Annotated in this window: 18 protein-coding genes and 1 riboswitch; of the genes, 16 read left to right on the top strand and 2 right to left on the bottom strand. The window is 50.2% G+C overall.

Annotated features, from left to right (window positions below):
* The first annotated feature begins 5 nt into the window (after nucleotides 1-5).
* The 15 genes from TX85_RS21450 (at nucleotide 6) to TX85_RS21380 (ending at nucleotide 17,399) form a co-directional block, all read left to right on the top strand.
* Nucleotides 6-2,072, top strand: coding sequence for a peptidoglycan D,D-transpeptidase FtsI family protein (locus tag TX85_RS21450; RefSeq protein ID WP_044481915.1), 2,067 nt, complete (start codon nucleotides 6-8; stop codon nucleotides 2,070-2,072).
* 176 nt (nucleotides 2,073-2,248) lie between these two features.
* The gene (locus TX85_RS21445; RefSeq protein WP_044481914.1) at nucleotides 2,249-3,223 is read left to right on the top strand and encodes a metal ABC transporter solute-binding protein, Zn/Mn family; all 975 of its coding nucleotides are present in this window, start codon (nucleotides 2,249-2,251) and stop codon (nucleotides 3,221-3,223) included.
* Nucleotides 3,224-3,500: 277 nt separating this feature from the next.
* Nucleotides 3,501-4,262, top strand: coding sequence for a metal ABC transporter ATP-binding protein (locus tag TX85_RS21440; RefSeq protein WP_044481913.1), 762 nt, complete (start codon nucleotides 3,501-3,503; stop codon nucleotides 4,260-4,262).
* Between the two features lie 4 nt (nucleotides 4,263-4,266).
* Nucleotides 4,267-5,238: a metal ABC transporter permease gene (locus tag TX85_RS21435; protein WP_081671840.1), complete on the top strand. Its 972-nt coding sequence runs from the start codon at nucleotides 4,267-4,269 to the stop codon at nucleotides 5,236-5,238.
* Nucleotides 5,235-6,128: a metal ABC transporter permease gene (locus TX85_RS21430; RefSeq protein WP_044481912.1), complete on the top strand. Its 894-nt coding sequence runs from the start codon at nucleotides 5,235-5,237 to the stop codon at nucleotides 6,126-6,128. The genes TX85_RS21435 and TX85_RS21430 overlap by 4 nt, the downstream gene beginning before the upstream one ends.
* Before the next feature lie 216 nt (nucleotides 6,129-6,344).
* Nucleotides 6,345-7,094 (top strand): Cof-type HAD-IIB family hydrolase, encoded by a 750-nt coding sequence (locus TX85_RS21425; protein WP_044481911.1) that lies wholly within the window; start codon nucleotides 6,345-6,347, stop codon nucleotides 7,092-7,094.
* A 10-nt stretch (nucleotides 7,095-7,104) separates the two neighbouring features.
* Nucleotides 7,105-7,590, top strand: a complete 486-nt coding sequence (locus TX85_RS21420; RefSeq protein ID WP_044482160.1) for a DUF456 domain-containing protein — start codon at nucleotides 7,105-7,107, stop codon at nucleotides 7,588-7,590.
* 21 nt (nucleotides 7,591-7,611) lie between these two features.
* Nucleotides 7,612-9,264 (top strand): putative polysaccharide biosynthesis protein, encoded by a 1,653-nt coding sequence (locus TX85_RS21415; RefSeq protein ID WP_044481910.1) that lies wholly within the window; start codon nucleotides 7,612-7,614, stop codon nucleotides 9,262-9,264.
* Nucleotides 9,265-9,360: 96 nt separating this feature from the next.
* Nucleotides 9,361-9,729 (top strand): thioredoxin family protein, encoded by a 369-nt coding sequence (locus TX85_RS21410; RefSeq protein WP_044481909.1) that lies wholly within the window; start codon nucleotides 9,361-9,363, stop codon nucleotides 9,727-9,729.
* A 1,916-nt stretch (nucleotides 9,730-11,645) separates the two neighbouring features.
* Entirely contained in the window at nucleotides 11,646-12,644 is a 999-nt protein-coding gene (locus tag TX85_RS21405; RefSeq protein ID WP_044482159.1) for a COX15/CtaA family protein, read from the top strand.
* Nucleotides 12,645-12,745: 101 nt separating this feature from the next.
* Entirely contained in the window at nucleotides 12,746-13,462 is a 717-nt protein-coding gene (locus tag TX85_RS21400; protein WP_044481908.1) for a Cthe_2314 family HEPN domain-containing protein, read from the top strand.
* Between the two features lie 93 nt (nucleotides 13,463-13,555).
* Nucleotides 13,556-13,701: riboswitch (SAM riboswitch) on the top strand.
* A 115-nt stretch (nucleotides 13,702-13,816) separates the two neighbouring features.
* Nucleotides 13,817-14,842: a methionine ABC transporter ATP-binding protein gene (locus TX85_RS21395; protein ID WP_044481907.1), complete on the top strand. Its 1,026-nt coding sequence runs from the start codon at nucleotides 13,817-13,819 to the stop codon at nucleotides 14,840-14,842.
* Entirely contained in the window at nucleotides 14,842-15,510 is a 669-nt protein-coding gene (locus tag TX85_RS21390) for a methionine ABC transporter permease (protein WP_044481906.1), read from the top strand. The genes TX85_RS21395 and TX85_RS21390 overlap by 1 nt, the downstream gene beginning before the upstream one ends.
* A gap of 95 nt (nucleotides 15,511-15,605) precedes the next feature.
* Nucleotides 15,606-16,481 (top strand): MetQ/NlpA family ABC transporter substrate-binding protein, encoded by an 876-nt coding sequence (locus tag TX85_RS21385; protein ID WP_044481905.1) that lies wholly within the window; start codon nucleotides 15,606-15,608, stop codon nucleotides 16,479-16,481.
* Between the two features lie 135 nt (nucleotides 16,482-16,616).
* Nucleotides 16,617-17,399 carry an SDR family oxidoreductase gene (locus tag TX85_RS21380; protein ID WP_044481904.1) on the top strand — a complete coding sequence of 261 codons (783 nt, stop codon included), beginning with the start codon at nucleotides 16,617-16,619 and terminating at the stop codon, nucleotides 17,397-17,399.
* Nucleotides 17,400-17,472: 73 nt separating this feature from the next.
* Here TX85_RS21380 and TX85_RS21375 read toward each other — a convergent pair whose 3' ends face one another.
* Both TX85_RS21375 and mqnE read right to left on the bottom strand, forming a co-directional pair.
* Nucleotides 17,473-17,718 (bottom strand): NifU family protein, encoded by a 246-nt coding sequence (locus TX85_RS21375; protein ID WP_044481903.1) that lies wholly within the window; start codon nucleotides 17,716-17,718, stop codon nucleotides 17,473-17,475.
* A gap of 76 nt (nucleotides 17,719-17,794) precedes the next feature.
* Nucleotides 17,795-18,901 carry an aminofutalosine synthase MqnE gene (gene mqnE / locus TX85_RS21370; protein WP_044481902.1) on the bottom strand — a complete coding sequence of 369 codons (1,107 nt, stop codon included), beginning with the start codon at nucleotides 18,899-18,901 and terminating at the stop codon, nucleotides 17,795-17,797.
* 162 nt (nucleotides 18,902-19,063) lie between these two features.
* Here mqnE and TX85_RS21365 point away from each other — a divergent pair, with 162 nt between their 5' ends.
* On the top strand, nucleotides 19,064-19,420 hold the full coding sequence (locus tag TX85_RS21365; protein ID WP_044481901.1) for a HesB/IscA family protein: 357 nt from the start codon (nucleotides 19,064-19,066) through the stop codon (nucleotides 19,418-19,420).
* Nucleotides 19,421-19,534: the final 114 nt, after the last annotated feature.

Genomic DNA, 19,534 nt, shown 5'->3' with positions numbered 1-19,534 from the left:
AGGTAATGAAAAGTGTCTATAAAGATGATCCGCGCGAGCAAGAAGCGGCAATGCAGCGCCACTTTAATATCAGGCTGAATTTATTTTTCTTCAGCGCGTTTGCTATTTTTACGGTCATCATTGTCCGGCTGGCCATTCTGCAATTTGTTGAGGGGCCTAGTCTGTCGCAGCAGGAGAGCGATATGCGGGTAAGAGCCGTTCCGATGACTCCGATTCGGGGCAGTATTCTGGCTGCGGGGGGCGAAGCGCTTGCCTACTCGACGCCTGTCCAGTCTCTGTATATTACCCTGCAGAAGGACTACAGCCAAAGCACAGATCGCGGCAAGGGGAACCGTCACGAAGCGCTGGCGCTGGCGAGCGAATTGAAGGAGGTCTTCGATAAGTACGGGGATCCCGAGCAAGATCCCATGACACTGGAAGATATCATCAAGGCCATGGACCTTGATTATCGTCAGAATAACGGCTTTACTCCCCGGCGAATCAAGGTTGGCTTAACCAAAGAGGAAATGGCCTATTTCCTGGAGCGAAAGGACCAGTTCGCTGGAATCGAAATCGTGGAGGAGAGTATTCGCCACTATGATCCGGATACGGTCGCCGTTCAGACGATCGGTTATCTGAAGAAATTCTCTAGCGCGTCGACGACGGATAGTTCGGATTTTAAGTATTATAAGGATATCCGCGAGCAAACGGAGACCGATCCGGCGCTCCAATATACAGAATCAGAACTCGTAGGTTACGATGGATTGGAGCTCTATTACCAGGAGGAGCTTCGTGGAAAGAACGGCTTCAAGAGCGTGCCCATCGACCCAAGAAATATGGCGACTGGAATCCCGGAGGTCACCGCCCCGGTTAAGGGATATGACCTGCATACAACGATCAATAAAAATATTCAGATGATTACGGAGCAAGCCATCCTTGACCAGATCGATTGGGTGCACAAAAACCCTGTGTCCGGTAAAACGCACCCTAATGCTAAGACGGGTTACGCTGTAGCTATGGAAGTGGATACAGGAAATATTGTGGCTATGGCAAGTATGCCAGATTACGATACGAACTTATGGCAGAATGGAAGCATCTCCAATGATGATTGGAGCAAGATTATGACGAACTACCAGAACGGGACAATAACCCCGATCAGTTCCGGCCGTTCGGGTCATGATTTCGATTCTGCCGTCCTGCTTGGATCGACTGTTAAACCATTGTCAGTATTGATAGGCTTGAATGAAAATTTGTTCACGACCAACACTACTTATCCGGACCGCGGTGTGGCCTACTTCGGTAAAAATGATTCAGCAAGGGTCCGCAACTCCCAGGGACACGTCTACGGAAATATCAAACCAGCTGAGGCAATCCGTGTCTCATCCAATGCGTTCATGGTCGATATGGTTGGGGAGAAACTGTATTATAAATATTATGCGGAGGGCCCTACTGTTTGGGATAATTATATGAAGCAGTTTGGACTTGGTGTTTCAACAGGAGTTGACTTGCCTAATGAATTCCTTGGGAAGCTTGGTTATTTTGAAGAGTCCGAGACGAACCTTTCCAACTTGGTATATGCCTCTTTTGGCCAAAAAGGCGGGTATACTGCCATGCAACTGGCTCAGTATGCCACGACGCTTGCTACTCGCGGCAAGCGAATGGAGCCGCATTTAGTAAGTAAAATTACAGATGAACAAGGCAATATCGTTAAGGAGTTCCAGCCGACAGTCTTGAATGAAGTGGATTTCAAGAAAGCCTATTGGGACGAAGTGATCAAGGGCATGTCTACAAATGTGTCCTCGGCGTTCTCGGGCTTTCCTTATGACTTTGCACGGAAGACGGGTACCTCGGAGCAATGGGGGAAAGGGGCTAACCGGGATAACGGCGTATTTATAGCGTTTGCTCCCCGTGAGAATCCAAAGCTTGCCGTAGCTGTCATTATTCCGGAAGGCGGCTTCGGAGGCTCCAGCGCCGCGCCTGTCGCACGCAAAATCTTTGATGCTTATGATCAGGAATATGGTCTGGACGGGGTACCAAAGAAAAACTCAGTGAAAAATAATGAGGCGGATACCACAACCTCCGATGGACAGTAATTGAACTGCATAAAGTGAGCATGGCCAAGCAAGGGGAATTTTCCTCTTGCTTTTTTATTTGCAAAGTTATAAAATTTGCACTAGGGAAACATTATTGTCCGAAGCTATAATTTAATGATAGAGGAAACAAGTGTTTACTCGTACAACAATCAATTGATTTTTAGAGGAGGTTTAACATGAATCAGACAACAATCAAAAAAAGCCCGTTTCAACGGGCTAAGATGACTCTAAGTGTTCTTGCGTTTATATTGATCGTCGGTTGTTCCCAGGTTGAGGTGAATCCCGAGAGCAGGCAACGGTCAGGGGATGAGAATCCGATTGAAGTGGTGACGACGACAGGAATGATCAGCGACGTAGTTCAGGAGGTTGGCGGCGAAGAGGTGCATGTTACCGGGTTAATGCGGCCGGGCGTAGACCCTCACCTTTATAAAGCCTCGCAAGGAGACATGGCAAAGCTTGATCAAGCAGAGCTCGTGTTCTACAACGGGCTTCATCTGGAAGGCAAAATGACAGAAATCTTTGAGAAGCTGGAGCGGAGCAGGCCGACGGTTGCGGTCTCGAAAAATCTGGATCCTTCAAAGCTGCGGTCCGGGGCGGATACGGGAGGAACCGAATATGATCCGCATATCTGGTTCAATGTTCGCAACTGGATCTCGGCTGCCGAGACGGTGCGGGATACGCTGATTGAATATGATCCGGATCACGCCGATATCTATCGGCAGAATGCGGAGGCATACATTAGTCAACTTGACGAACTGGATAAAGAGGTAAGAACCAAAATTGCTTCCATTCCTGAGGAGGGACGGGTGCTCGTTACCGCTCATGATGCATTCGGGTATTACGGAGATGCCTATGATATCAAAGTAATGGGCCTCCAGGGCATCAGTACGGCTGCGGAATACGGCTCCAAGGATGTCGCCAAGCTTCGGGACTATCTGGTGGAGAATCAGATTAAGGCGGTCTTCGTCGAATCAAGCATTCCGACCAAGTCGATGGAAGCGGTCATTGCAGGGGCGGAGGAAATGGGGCACCAAGTTATTATTGGCGGAGAATTGTATTCGGACTCCATGGGCGAGCCGGGTTCCGATGCGGATACTTATATCAAGATGGTCCGGCATAATACTGACACAATTGTTCAAGCGTTAAAATAAAACAGAAGGAGCTAATATATAAGTTGAATTATAAAGCTGCGGAGAAAGGGCATAAGTGCGGAGTGTGCTGAAGTGAAAGCTTTCTGCAAGAAAGCTGCTTCGGGAGCATACGCTCGTAAGCGTTCGCCTTTGTGAGTGGATTTATACCGTATAATATCTTAGTTAAATTAAGAGAAATCCGCGAACAACAGCGATCGTAAGAACACTTCACACGTTGCCCCCAGAACGTAAAATTCAGTAGTTCAACTTATATAGCTCAAGGAAGAAGGAGATTAGAATGACGACATATCCGTTGGAAGTGGAACGGTTAACCGTCGCTTATCAGAAAAAGCCGGTGCTCAATTCCGTATCGTTCAAGATCCCATCCGGCAAGCTGATTGGAGTACTGGGACCAAACGGAGCAGGGAAGTCAACCTTACTTAAGGCGATGCTAGGTCTCATCCCGGTTGTGGATGGCGATGTGAAAATATTTGGCGGTGCTTACCATGAACAGCGTAAGAGAGTGGGTTATGTACCGCAGCGGGAATCGGTCGACTGGGATTTTCCGACGCATGCGCTCGATGTGGTCATGATGGGCCGCTATGGACATCTGGGCTGGTTCCGCCGTCCGGGTGCAGCTGAGCGTAATCTTGCACTGGAGTGCTTGACCAAGGTGGGCATGTCCGAGCTGGCGGGAAGACAGATCAGCCAATTGTCGGGCGGACAGCAGCAGCGGGTGTTTTTAGCGAGAGCTTTGGCTCAAACAGCAGATTTATATTTTATGGATGAGCCCTTTGCGGGCGTGGATGCTACCACCGAGAAGGCGATTGTGGCTTTGTTGCAAGAGCTGAAGGAGCAAGGGAAGACCGTCCTGGTTGTTCATCATGACCTGGCGACGGTTGAGCAGTATTTTGACCATGTGCTTCTGCTTAATGGCGGATTGGTAGCTGAAGGACCGACACAGGAAGTCTTCACGCCGGATAACCTACAGAAAACCTATGGCGGACGTATTGCGATTTTGCAGGACTTTTCTGCTTCCGCTTCAGCAGGGCAGGTGTAACGGTATGCTATCCTCCTTCACAAGCTGGTTCGCAGATCCGAATCTGCAATGGATACTTATGGGCTCGCTGCTGCTGGGGCTGGGGAGCGGAGTGATCGGCTCCTTCGCTTATCTTCGCAAGCAGAGCCTGTTGGGCGACGCGCTTGCCCATGCCGCTCTGCCGGGGATTTGTATCGCCTTTATGCTAAGCGGTGTGAAATCCATGGGGCTGTTCATTCTGGGTGCTATTATCTCGGGCGCTCTGGCCACCTTCGGAATTCATGCCATAACCCGGTTTTCAAGAATCAAACAGGATGCGGCTCTGGGGATTGTGCTGTCCGTGTTCTTCGGTATCGGCGTTGTCCTCATGACCAAGATTCAGCATAGCGGGAACGGTAACCAGAGCGGACTTGATAAATATATGTTCGGGCAGGCCGCATCCATGATGCTGTCGGATGTCTATTTGGTAGGAGCGGTATCGCTGGTGCTCATCCTGATCTGTGCGCTGCTCTTCAAGGAATTCAAGCTGGTCAGCTTCGACCCGGGGTTTGCCCGGGGAATGGGGATGAAGACGGCGTTTCTGGAGCAGTTGCTCCTGCTTATGACAGTTATTGCGGTGGTGATCGGCATTCAGGCGGTGGGCGTTGTGCTTGTTGCCGCACTGCTTATTACACCGGCAGTTGCCGCACGTTACTGGACGGACAGATTAGGAGTTATGGTGGTATTTGCCGGGGTGTTTGGCGGTTTGTCCGGAGCGGTAGGGACGATGATCAGCGGAACACTGTCGAATCTGCCTACCGGCCCTGTAACCGTGCTGGCAGCAACGTTGCTATTTACGGTTTCTGCTCTTTTTGCACCCAATCGAGGGCTTGTCGCCAAACTGATGAGACGCAGCCGTCAGCGCGCAGCAGTCAGACAATGGGCTGGAACAGCTGAGCCCGGCTTGGGAGCAGCAGCTTCCAGAAGATATGCCGGGGAAAGGAGTGCAGACTCATGATGGATTTCTGGATTATTCTAACCGGTTCGCTTGTGGCCGCGACATGCGGGGTGCTTGGCTGCTTTCTCGTCTTGAGAAAAATGGCGATGGTCGGCGATGCGATCAGTCACTCGGTTCTGCCGGGGATTGCGATTGCTTTCCTGATCAGCGGCTCCCGGGATTCCGTGCTGATGCTTGCAGGTGCTGCGGTGCTGGGCCTGATTACCGTATTTCTCATTCAAATGCTTCAGCAAAGCGGACTTCAATCGGATGCGTCTATCGGGATCGTCTTTACAGCGCTGTTTGCGATCGGTGTGATCCTGATCAGTCTGAATGCCTCTCATATCGATCTGGATCTCGACTGCGTGTTATTCGGAGAGATTGCCTATGTTCCTTGGGATACATGGATTTTGAACGGATACGATATGGGGCCTGCCGCTGTCTGGATGCTGGGAGGAACCCTTCTGCTGGTGCTTGCCCTGATCGGGTTGTTCTACAAGCAGTTCAAGCTGTGTGCCTTCGATCCTGCATTGGCAGCTGCCGTCGGCATTCCCGTGGTGCTGTTCCACTACCTGTTGATGGGAATGGTATCGGTAGCTACGGTTGCCTCCTTTGAAAGTGTAGGCGCGATACTGGTTGTCGGGATGCTGATCGTACCGGCATCGACAGCGTACTTGCTGACAGACCGGCTTAGCCGGATGCTGCTGTACAGTGTGCTGATCGGTATTCTGAGCTCGGCAGGAGGTTATTACCTGGCTAAATGGCTGGATGCTTCTATCGCAGGAGCCATGATTAGTGTGGCAGGGATTTTGTTTGTGCTTGCCTTTATCTTCTCACCGCTGCACGGTCTTGCGGCACGTTACTTGAAGCGCCGCCGTTTGAAGGCCGGGACGGGGATGGCTCAGGCATAAAGATTTTCAAAGCTGAGCCGATCAATAAAACAGGGAATGCAGTCAGCCAAGATCGCGGGGATTCACATCCCCAGGTCTTCTGACTGCTTTTTTGCGTGGAGGAAGAATATGGAATCCTATGACCAATGCCAGGGACTTGACCGACCGTCTTGCCTAGTGCTAGTCACCGGGTTGTGATAAAATGGCGTTATGGCTTGGGATAGGAGGGCACATAAAATGGAACTTAAATATAAATTACTTGCCTTGGATATGGATGGAACCTTATTGACGGATCAGCATGATATTTCTCCGGAGACAGAGCGGTGGATTCGCAAGGCTATGCAGGCCGGAGTCCATGTTTGTCTATCAACGGGAAGAGGATTTGACGAGGCGGTGCCATTTGGAGAAAAACTGGGGCTTAACACGCCGATGATTACTGCGAACGGCAGCGAAATCTGGAGATCTCCTTATGAATTGTATCACCGGGATTTGCTGGATAAGGCGGTTATTGCCCGGATGCACGGTCTTGCCCAGCGTTATGGCGTATGGTTCTGGGCTTATTCTGTAGAAGGAAGCTACAATGAGAAAAATTGGGATCCGGCTCTGCTGGACGTGAATCAATGGGTCAAATTCGGCTATCACACCGAGGATGACGATATTCGCCATAAGCTTATGATGGAGCTGCAGACTATGGGCGGCTTGGAAATTACGAATTCATCGCCTTACAATCTGGAGATTAATCCGGCTGGTGTGAATAAAGCGAGCGGGATCCGAACGGTATGCGAGCTGCTTGGCATTCAAATGTCGGAGACGGTTGCTGTTGGAGACAGCCTGAATGATCTGGCAGCGATTCAAGCGGCTGGTCTTGGCGTAGCCATGGGCAATGCACAGCTTGCGGTACAGGAAAACGCTGACGTGGTGACTGCATCCAATAATGATGATGGAATTGCGTGGATCATCAGAGATTATATTTTACCGAAGGAGTGAGCCGTTCATGTTGGAAATTGTGGGTTGGCTCCTGGTCATCCTGTTGTTTGTCGTCGGGATGGCGGGAACGGTATATCCGGTATTGCCGGGTGTGGTGGCTGTTTATTTTGCTTTCTTTGTGTATGGATGGTTCTTCTCGTTTGAATCCTTCGGCTGGTTTTTCTGGACGCTTCAGACGTTAATCGTCGTGGTGCTGCTGATCGCGGATTATGCGGTCGGAGCCTGGGGCGTGAAAAAGTTCGGCGGCAGCAAGCTGTCCGTCTGGCTCAGTACCATCGGCATTATCGTAGGTCCGTTCGTGATCCCCGCGTTCGGTCTGGTGCTGGGTCCGTTGATTGGCGCCATGCTTGGTGAGCTGTTCAGGGGAGAATCGCTGGAAAAAGCCTTCAAGGTCGGGGTCGGCTCGGTCGTGGGGTTATTTAGCAGCATGGTCGTCAAGATTATTCTGCAGCTTGCCATGATCATTATTTTTATCATCTGGATCGTCTTGTTCTAGAGAGAAGGAAGGAATTATTTCGTGTCCAATCAGGAAAAAAAGGAATCATTCATCCAAGGTACCTTAATTCTTGCCGGAGCGGCGCTTATTGCAAGAGTGCTGGGGTTATTCCAGCGGGTGCCTCTGGAGCATATTCTCGGGGTGACGGGGAATGCTGCTTATGGCCAGGCTAATGCCGCTTATTTTATGCTGCTGACACTCGCAACGGCGGGCATCCCCAGCACATTAAGCAAGATGGTCTCCGAGCGGCATGCGCTGAACCGGCCGGAAGAGGCGCGCAGGGTGTATCAGGCTGCATTGATCTTTGCGGTTGTGGCCGGGGTTATTATGTTCGCCTTGCTCTATGTTCTGGCTCCTTATTATGCAGCGCGTGCGCAGGTTCCGGAATCAGCGATAGCGATTCGGGCGCTGGCTCCGGCCTTGCTGCTCTTTCCGTTGATCGCCATGATCCGCGGCTATCTGCAGGGACGGAATATTATGATTGCCGGCGGGGTCTCCCAGGTCATTGAGCAGATTGTCCGGGTTGCCACAGGTATTGGCCTGGCATTCCTGTTCTACTATTGGGGTTATTCCGAGGAAAAGGTGGCCGCAGGGGCAACCTTTGGCGCCGTGCTTGGCGGTGTGGCGGCGCTGATCGTTATGATCACCTACAGCACCCGGGTTAGACGCAAAGACCGGATCACGGCCCGGAAGCCGGGATCGACTCCAACCGAGAAATCCCGGATATCATACGGTAAAATTTATGCCGATATTTTCAAGCTGTCTATTCCGATCGTGCTGACGGCACTGGCCGTGCCTGCAGTCAATTTCATTGATGGTTCACTCGTAAAGCCGCTGCTTAGCGGACAAGTTGGCTCGTTAGAAGCAGAGAATATCCTGGGGATTTTGACCAATCGGGCTCAAATGATCGCAGGTATTCCGCCTATCCTGGCGATTGCACTTAGCCAATCTCTGGTACCGATCATCTCGGCCGCTTATGCCAAAGGGGACTCGGAGCATTTGACGCGTCAGGTGACGCTGGCAATGAGAGTCTCGATCCTGACGGGAGCACCTATTATTCTTGCACTCGGAGCAGCGGCTTATTCTGTGAACGGATTGCTCTTTAGTACAAGAGAGGGCAGTGCCATAGTCGGGCTGCTGACCGTCATGACCATTTTCCAGATTACCATGATGACGAGCAATTCGATCCTGCTTGGAATTAGCAAGGCGAACCGCTCGATGGTTCACGTAGCGATCGGGATCGGCGTCAAGCTGGCGGCCAACTATATCCTGGCCCCTGTATGGGGGATATACGGGATTATCACGGCGACCGGGCTGGGCTTTCTTGTCATTACGGTGCTGAATGTATTGACGATGAAGCGTATTGTCCCGTTTTCGATTCTTGGCAGCCGCTGGATTGGATTCCTGGCGTCCTGCGCCGCGCTTGGCGCGGGGGGATATGCCTTGAACACGGCTTCGAACAATATGCTGCTTCCGCTGCTGCCCGACCGTCTTGCGTTCCTGATCACTTGCGGCATCGTCGGCCTTGTCGTGGTTGTATTCTATTTTGTGCTGCTGATTGCACTGCGAGTCGTCAAACGGGATGAGCTGTCGAGCTATCCTGCACCGCTTCGCAAGGTATTTGGGCCGCTTATGCGGCTTCAGGGCAGACCGCGCTCCAAGGCTTCTGAATAAGTCGGGGAGCGGGCTGCCGATTTGACTTCCGGGTTTGACTTTGGTTGACTAGAAATTAGAAGATCGTAATCCTCATAAGTGAAAGGGTGGATAGGGATGAAGCAGGTACAAAATGCAGCAGAATTCCAGGTTAGCATTCAATCAAGCAATCTGATCATTGCGGTGTTTAAGGCAGACTGGTGCGGAGATTGCAAATATATCGATCCATTCATGCCAGAGGTGGAGGAGAAGTACAAGGACCGCCTCACCTTTATTGAGGTCGATGTCGACAAGGTTGGCGATGTCAGCCAGGAGCAAGGCATTATGGGAATCCCGAGCTTTGTCGCCTATGCGGACGGCCGGGAGCTGGTTCGCTTTGTGAACAAGCTTCGCAAATCCCGCGAGGAGATTGAAGATTTTGTAGGGAAAGCGCTGGATGTGTATCATACCTTGCATGATACGGCGGACGCGCTAAAGAATAGTTAGCGGACACGATGCGTGAAGTGACTGTCCAATAAGCTTGCAAAAAAGGCTGGGAGAGAGAACTTAAGGTTTTCGCCCAGCCTTTTTTGTGCTGCCGCTTTTGCAGGAAAGTGTGCAATAGTAGCAAAATGTGCAATAGCAGAAGACAGTTAAACATCATCGGAGGGGCGAGTTGAGGGGCAACGTGTGAAGAGTTGCTACGATCGCTGTTGTTCGCGGATTTCCATGATTGGACTAAATTCTCATAATGAAGAAATCCGCTCACAAAGGCGAACGCTCACGCTCTATGCTTCCGAAGTAGCTTTCTTACAGAAAGCTTTTGCCTTCACACTTATGCCCTGATTACTTCGCAATTGCAGTTCAACTGCTATTACCTTACCTCCCTGCGGCATACAAGCAGGATACGTCCAGCCTTGGGATTAAACACGAATGGAAGCTGCGCGAATGCTTATGCACGACGTCAATGACCTGCCGTGCATTTAGTTGCGCCTCCGACTCACGATGCTCCGGTTTTAAAGTGAAAGCTTCGCTTGTCCCACAGACCTCCCAGTTTTGCACCGAAATTAACTTTCTCCACTTGCCCAGCCTCATTCCGATCACGCTCCAGTGAAATTACTTACCTTAAATTCTTCATTCGGCGCTCGAATCCACATGTAGTGAAAAAACTTACCTTAGATCGCCAGTAACTAGCCAAACCCTTGTTTTAGTCAACTTTAAGTACAAAAATTTCACTATATCCGCATTTCTATTATTTCCACTGAATTTAAGGTAACTTTTTTCACTGGATGCGTGTGATCCGTATATGCATAGTGTCTGCCAACCGACGTCATGCTGTGAAGCACCGTACGTTGGAGCTTTGAGCAGGTTGAGATCTGCATGATGCTGATGTGAGGTGCGTATACGTACTCTGTTGCTATTTTGCAGAATTTGCTGGGGGATAGTCCTTGTGCGGGTAGTTGTCCATGCACCTGCCCCCCTGAAGATACAATGATGCGCAGTTACTGTTTACTGTGCAATAGCAGTTAGCAGGTTGAACCGCAACTAGGCACGTAGAAAGGGCAGTCGTGTGAAATGATCCTACAATCGCTGTTGTTCGCGGATTTCCATGATTGGACTAAGTTCTGACAAGGGGGAAATCCGCTCACAAAGGCGACCGCTTCGCTTTTTCAGATTCATTTCACACTCTTGCCCTAACTATCGCGCTTATTGGCTTCAACTGCAATGCAGCTTGCACATGAATATGCCTAAGCTGCATTGCAATACGCTTGTCGCCTATGCGCACAAACAGGATAATCAGACTGGCCATTCCAGTCTTGCTTCGAACTTCACTCGTCCTACCTAATCAGCCTCATTCTGGTCACGCTTCAGTGAAGACTGCAGTGCATCAGCTCCATCCGGCACAGTATAGCCGGATGACGAGCCTATAATGAATCGGAGTGCTTTGGCTACCGCATGAAGGGCCGTGTGTGAGCTACTATAGTGCATTTCAGCACTATAATGCCGAACTAACGAGCCTGCGTAGAAAGGGCATAAGTGTGAAGTGTGCTGAAGAAACGGAGTGTTCGCCTTTGCGAGTGGATTCCCTACCATTTCAGATTTTACTCAATCAAAGGAATCCGTGAACAACAGCGATCGTAAGCATACTTCACACGTTGCCCTCCGGCACGCGGCAAAATCATTGGTTGGTTTTATATTGGCTGTAGCTGTGCTCTCGCAGGATGTAACGCAACAGCGATCGAAAGCAAGCTTCACACGTTACCCCCAGAACGCACAATCATTAATCCGGTCTTTTACTATTTGTGAACATTTTGTTGCAGAAACCTATGAAGATGAATAGCTGATCGGTTATAATGGTTGTAATTGTGTCCTATTTTCCAGACCGAATACATACTCCTTTCCGGATGAAATGGGTGATTTTATTGAATACGAAGCAGCTAAAATGGCTCAGTTATGCTTCCGTTTTGATTATGTTTCTTGCTACGCTTGGAGGCACTGTCGTTACGAAGACGGAGTCCGGACTTGGCTGCGGAACAGACTTTCCGCTCTGCAACGGGAAGTTCGTTCCCGCGCACACTGTCGCTTCCATCATTGAGTACTCCCATCGGGCGGTCAGCGGAGCTGCCGGGCTGCTGGCGCTTGGGGCTTACATTGCCTTCCGCGTCTACCGGAAGATGCGCCGCGACCTGGTCGGTTACGCGGGGCTTGCTCTGATCTTTGTTATGGTTCAAGCATTTATGGGGGCTATGGCTGTCAAAAGCCCGTCTTCCTCAGCGGTGATGGCCCTGCATTTCGGCTTCTCCTTAATTGCCTTCGCCAGCTCGGTGATGCTTGCCCTAGGCATCCGTCAGGAAGAAAGGCAACAGCAGGAGGCTCCGTCAAAGGGAGCTTACACGGTGACCAAAGGCTTCCGCAATTTGACCTGGTTTGCAACCGTATACACTTATATCGTTGTATATATCGGGGCTTATGTCAGCCACACTGATTCTGCCGGAGGCTGCAGCGGATGGCCGCTCTGTAATGGCGAGTTCATACCCGAGCTCTCCGGCGGAGTGGGGATTGCCTTTTTCCATCGAGTAGCTGCGGCGCTGCTTTTTATACTGATGGCCCTGCTAGGGCATTGGGCCTTTTGGCGCCATCCTGGGAACCGGGAGATCCGACTCCTGGGTGTGGCGGCGACAGCGTTGACCGCAATTCAGGTGCTGACCGGCGCCTTCATCGTGCTTACGTTGGATAACCTGGAGGTGTATCTGTTTGCCTCACTTTCCCACATGCTTGCGATTGCAGGACTGTTCGGCGTGCTCTGTTATTTGAGTGTAAGAACCTGGCAGTTGAGTCGGTCGGGAAGCGGTAAGAAGCTGGAGGGCACTTCCATTTCTTCTGTAGAGTCCGAAGCTGCCAATTCCCGTCGGGAAGCTTAACTACAGAATCAGAATGAGGAAAGGCCTTTTCGGGCAGTGATAAAGGTACCTTTCCTGAATGAATGGAACGAGTCAATTTTGATGATACCGGAGGAACCTATATGCTGCGAACTTTACTGGGCGAGCCGCCCAGAAAGAATGAAGGCTTGCTTGGAGAGACGATCGATGCAATGGCAGGCACCGCCAGGCTTCTGCGGAAAGAGATGGAGATTTCCAAAGATCCGACTCACGATTTTCGTAAGCTGGAAATCTGGGTGCTCGGTCTGATTACCTCGCTGGATGAGCTGGAGCAGTGCCTGTTTGCATCGGCCTTTTTCAGGGGAAAAGTCACGAATGCTTCCGTGGATGATATGGATCCCGCAGAGCGCGGTGATTATGCACGGCATGTATTTTTCTACAAGGATGGCTTTATCCGGGTCTTCGCGACCTTGGACAAGCTCGGGACCGTATTGAATGAACTGTTTGACCTGGAGACCTCCAAGGTGAAGGAGCACTTTTCTTATTTTACCGTGCTGCGTCAATTCAATTATAAGAAGACTCATTTGGATTTGGCCAGAGAGCTGGAGAAGATTAAGGACCAGTACAAGGATGCGCTTCGGGTATTGCGGGGGCGGCGGAATATGGAAATTCATTATATGAATTCTGAACTGAAGGATGATTTGTGGCAGCGGAATCAAGCGCTTCAAGGCAAGATCAAGCTGGAGGATCTGGACGAATATTTGCGGGATTTGGAGCAGGGACTTCACATGGTGACAGAAACCTTAAGGGCGGTGTTTACATACACAAATCAGCGCTGGAAGAAGCTTTCCCGAAAATAAAAATTTTTCCTTTGACATACGATGGAAAAGACCCTATACTCAAAATTAAGTTTCAAGTCTAATTCATAGTAAATTGATCAGTTAACTTCATATTTCTTATCGAGAGTGGCGGAGGGAAAGGCCCGATGAAGCCCAGCAACCGATTTGAGTCTGAATAGACGGGTTCTCCCGCTGTGCAGCCGCAAATGCCATGGTGCTAAATCCTTCAAAACCTTAATGCAGGTTTTGGCAGATGAGAAGGCATTGTCTTTACGTAAAGAGAGCCCTCTGAATCTGTGGAGCTCTCTTTTTTTATTTTTATCCTGTAGGATTGGGACATGCTATGAGATAGCGGGATCCCTGGAGGTGCGCGGTTTGATTGAACTTAAGCAAATAACGAAGATTTACGGTAATAAAAAGAAGCGGACAACCGCACTATCCGGATTGAACCTGAAGGTAGAGAAGGGTGAAATATTCGGAGTTATCGGACATTCGGGGGCCGGGAAGAGTACCTTGATCCGCTGCATCAATCTACTGGAGCGGCCGAGCGAAGGAGAGGTCTGGGTTGGAGGTATCGAGCTTACCGGCCTGGGTAAAAGAGAGCTGCAGCAGCAGCGCCGGAAAATCGGGATGATCTTCCAGCACTTTAATCTGTTATCCTCGGCAACGGTATATGATAATGTGGCTTTTCCGCTTACCCTGATCGGAACACCGAAGAATCAGATCCGCAAGAAGGTGGATGAGCTTCTCTCGCTCGTCGGCCTGGAGGATCACCGCAGCAAGTATCCGGCCCAGTTATCGGGCGGTCAGAAGCAACGGGTGGGCATTGCCCGTGCGTTGGCAAGCGATCCTGATGTACTGCTCTGTGATGAAGCGACTTCGGCGCTAGATCCGCAGACGACGGATTCCATCTTGAAGCTGCTGCTAGACATTAACAAACGTTTTGGGCTGACCATCCTGCTGATCACCCATGAGATGCATGTTATTCAGAGCATCTGTGATCGGGTTGCAGTCATTCATGAAGGCGGCATTGTAGAGGAAGGACCGGTTACGGAAGTGTTCCTTAAGCCGCAGCACACGGTCACCCGCGAGTTCATCAACCGCGATGCCTCCGGAGCGGAAGGGGAAGAAGGGCTTCGCTTAGCCGCTTCCGTTCCCCGGCCGACCTGGGCCAAGCTGGTGCGGATTACTTTCCTTGGCGCGAAAACCTATGAATCGGTACTGTCACAAGTGGTCAGAGAGACCGGCGTTCATTTTGCAATCCTTCAAGGTACGATCTCCACGATCAAGGATGTCCCCTACGGCAAACTGACCGTTTCCTTCGAAGGGGATAGCGGGCAAGTGGAACAGACTCTTGCGCTCCTTAAGGAACGGGAGCTTGATGTGGAGGTGATCGGATAATGGATCAGCTGGATTTTTCAAAGATTGATTGGTCGGAAATGGCGACTGCCTCCGGAGATACCCTTCAAATGATGGGCTTTTCCACCTTGTTCACTTTCCTGATCGGGCTGCCGTTGGGGATTTTACTCTATATTTTTTCAAAGTCTAATGCACCTGTACTCATCTGGATCTATCGGGTTCTGTCCTTCATTGTAAATATTGTGCGATCTGTACCGTTTATCATTCTGATCATAGCCTTGATCCCGTTTACCCGGATGATTATGGGCGTATCCTCCGGGGTGGAAGGCACGATACCGCCGCTCGTAATCGGGGCAGCTCCGTTCTTTGCCCGTCTGGTTGAGACGGCACTGCGGGAGGTGGATCGCGGAGTCATCGAGGCATCCTATGCGATGGGGGCGTCAACGGCTCAAGTCGTCCGCAAGGTGCTGCTGCCGGAGTCTCTGCCAGGGTTAATCGCAGGCATGACGATTACGGCGGTCACACTCGTATCCTATACGGCCATGTCGGGCATGATTGGCGGCGGCGGTCTTGGCGATCTAGCGATCCGATATGGTTATTATCGGTACGAAACGGAAGTTATGATTATCTCCGTATTTTTTATGGTCGTTCTGGTGCAGGTGCTGCAAATGCTGGGCGACCGGCTGGTCATTTATTTCACACGGAAATAAGGAATCAAAACATATATAGAGTGAGTTCAAAAGATGACTTTTTGAACAACCTCATTAAAATCCTTATTCAAAAAACACTGGGAGGGTTACCTATTATGAAGAAATGGACATTTTCAATCTTGACGCTTGCACTGGTGCTTGTTCTGGCTGCTTGCGGTAACAACAGCACCAACAATTCGGCGGCTGGCAACAACACATCGGCTGGCGAAAATACGTCGACCAATAAAACTGAACCGGCAACTGATACTGCAGAGCCTGTAAAGCTGGTTGTTGGAGCAACAGTACCTCATGCAGACATTCTTAAATTTATTGCCCCTGCTCTGAAAGAAGAAGGCGTGGAGCTGGAAGTCCGTGAATTCTCAGATTATGTACAGCCTAACGTTCAAGTATATGAGCAGCAGCTTGATGCGAACTACTTCCAGCATCAGCCTTACCTGGATGATCAAAACGCCCAAAACGGCTTTGATCTAGTTCCTGTAATCGGCGTGCACGTTGAGCCGTTTGGTGCTTATTCCAAGACGCTGACATCGATTGATGAGCTGAAGGATGGCGCAAGAGTAGCGATTCCGAATGATGCTACCAATGGCGGCCGCGCTCTGTTGTTGCTTGAGAAGCAAGGCTTGATCAAGCTCGACGAAGCAGCAGGTATCACAGCAACCAAGAAGGATATTACTGAAAATCCGAAGAACCTCACGTTCATTGAAGTGGAGGCAGCTATTCTTCCGCGTCAGCTTGAAGAAGTGGACCTGGCCTTGATCAACACGAACTATGCGCTTGAAGCCGGATTGAATCCGACGACAGATGCGCTGTTCATTGAAGATAAGGATTCACCGTACACCAACCTGCTGGTATCCCGTCCGGACAACAAGGACTCCGAGGCGATCCAGAAGCTGGCCAAAGCGCTCACAAGCGAAGAGGTCAGAACCTTCATTAACGATACTTACAAAGGTGCGCTGGTTCCGGTATTCTAAGCCGGCCCCGTATGCTACAATCCCGTTGTCCGAAATTGGGCAGCGGGATTTTTTTGATGCTTGGTTTGTCCCGATGCCGTAAATCTTTTATACTTAATACAGTGCTTGGCGATCTCAAATCAAGGGAGGAAGGACATGCAGGGGAAGGTTGCACTTATCACCGGAAGTGCCAAGGGACTGGGAAAAAGAACCGCATTGACGCTGGCGGAGCAAGGCTGCCATGTTGCGCTGAATTATGTACATAGTGAATCTGATGCATTGCTCCTCCGCTCCTCCATCGAAGCGAAAGGTGTAAAATGCATCGCCGTGCAAGCCGATATCTCCAAACGTGAGGATATAGCGGGCTTGGCGGATGAAGTTCAGAGGCAGCTGGGAACGGTAGATATTCTTGTCAACAATGCAGGACCGTTCATTCGGGAGCGGAAGATGTTCGCGGATTATACGGATGCGGATATTTTGGCAATGATTGACGGGAACCTGGTAGGCACCATACTGCTTGATCATCTGATTCTGCCGGGCATGCGCAGCAAAGGCTGGGGAAGAATTATTCACTTTGGCTTTGGTCATGCGGCTGAATCGCGAGCTTGGCCGTACCGTGCGGTCTATGCCGCAGCGAAGACGGGCCTGGTCTCGTTCACCAAGACATTGGCAGTAGAGGAAGCCTCCAATGGCATTACAGTTAACATGGTCTGTCCGGGCGATATCCGGGGAAGGAACAAGGAGATTCTGATCTCGGAAGCCCGTGAAATTTCAGATGGCGATACACCGCTTGGACGAACTGGAAGCGGCGAGGATATAGCGAGAGTCATTGCCTTCCTGTGTGACGTGGATTCGGACTTTATAACAGGCAATATTATGGACATCTCCGGCGGGTTGGATCCGATTCGCCCGTGGAGCAAGCGGACCAAGGACATGTGATCTTTCTTTGATCCCGGATAAGCATTGAAGATAGAGGAAGAGGCTGACCGAATGGCCAGCCTCTTCTCGTATATTAAAATACTTGTACGACCTCTTGAACGCCGTCCACTTCTTCAAAGAGAGCACGTTCAATCCCTGCCTTCAGGGTAATGGTGGAACTTGGGCAGCTGCCGCAAGCACCCATCAGTCTCAGCTTAACAATGCCGTCCTCAACGTCAACCAATTCAACGTCACCGCCGTCACGTTGCAGGAACGGACGAAGCTTATCCAGTACCTCAAGTACCTCATCATACAATTTATCCTGTACATGTTCACTCATCATTCTCAACTCCTTTCTCAATTCATTATAGTACAAAACACTTTAAATTTAAATCCTTATCCCCGGCAGGCAGGATTTACTCGTAAACCTCGACTTCATTATAGAAGGTATCCCGTTCAACCGGAATCCGGCCTGCGCCCTTGACCAGCCAGATCAACTCCTTGCGCGTCAAGCCGTCAGGGGTTAAAGCTCCTGCCGCATGGCTGATCTGCTCACGCACGATCGTGCCGTGGACGTCGGAAGCACCGAATGTCAGGGCCACTTGAGTCAGTTGAACACCAATGTTGATAAAATAGGCTTTGATATGCTGGATATTATCAAGCATCAATCGGCTGATCGCAATCGTCTTGAGATCCTCGTAAGCCGAGTTGCGCCGCATAATGCCGGCATTTTTGTTGCGAGGCTGCATCGATAGCGGGATGAATACCATAAATCCGCCGGTCTCATCCTGCAGCTCGCGGATTTGCAGCATATGACGAATCCGATCCTCATGCGATTCGATGGAGCCGTACAGCATGGTGGTATGGGTCTTCATGCCAAGCTGGTGAGCGGTACGGTGCACATCCAGATATTGGTCGACGTTGGCCTTTTCGACCTTCATTTTTTGGCGATACTGGTCGGATAGAATTTCCGCACCGCCCCCGGTCAGGGATTTTAGCCCGGCTTTTTGCAGCTCCAATAGTACTTCCTTTGTGCTAAGCCCGCTCAAGCGGGTGAAGAATTCAATCTCTGCCGCTGTGTAAGCCTTCAAAGTGACCTCCGGGAAGTTCTCATTCAGAGCCTTCAAGGAATCCACATAGTATTGGAAGGGAACATGCTGATTATGCCCGCCGACAATATGGAATTCGCGCACGCCCGGTGTGATGTGCTGTTTCACATACGAGACCATCTCTTCGCCGGACAAGGTATAGGAGCCGTCCTCGCCCTGGTCCTTGCGGAAGCTGCAGAAGGCGCAGTGCGATTCACAGACATTGGTGAAATACAGGCTCATATTTTCAATAAAATAGACCTTCTTGCCATTCTTGCGCAAATTGACCTCATTGGCCAGCTGACCGATAGTTAACAAATCATCGCTTTCATACAAATAAACGCCGTCTTCTAATGTTAAGCGCTCTCCACGTCTTACCTTTTCTATAATCTCGGCCATTTTATGGTCGATACCCGGTGTTACCGTAGTAATCATGATAAAACCTCCATTTCTCATAACCTATTTCATTATAAACCTCTGTGGAAAAAGGGACAACAAGTGTAAAGGAGATATATGGAATTTGCTGCAATAAAAATCACATCCGCTTGAGAGCGGACGACATGTGGAGTATACTTTGAGTATAAAGGAGGGGTAACGATGATTGTTATTTCTGACAGCGCTGCGGGGCGAATCAAGGATATGATCGCCGAGGAGGAGACGCCTGATATGTTCCTGAGGCTGGGAGTCAATCCGGGAGGATGCAGCGGCTTTTCATATAGCATGGGCCTGGATGACGAGGAAAGCGAGGAAGACGTCTATCTTGACGTGCAGGGAATCAAGGTTGTGATTGCCAAGGAGAGCATGCGGTATTTGAATGGTCTTGAAATCGACTTCGAAGAGCATGGCATGTCCGGCGGTTTCACCATCAATAATCCGAATGCCATCGCTTCCTGCGGTTGCGGCCAGTCATTTAAAATGCGGAATGAGGAAGGCCGTCCGGAAGTTTGTGATTAGAGCATTATTCAGTAGCGTACGTTAATAACTTTCAAGGCACATTTATAAGCTATTGATTACGACTTCTAATGCGTAGATCATACGTTTTAGAGGTCGTTTTCTATGTCAATATCC

It is taken from the genome of Paenibacillus antibioticophila, from assembly GCF_000455265.1.
In the GTDB taxonomy this organism is placed as follows: domain Bacteria; phylum Bacillota; class Bacilli; order Paenibacillales; family Paenibacillaceae; genus Fontibacillus; species Fontibacillus antibioticophila.
This window is presented reverse-complemented; position numbering and strand designations above follow the sequence as displayed.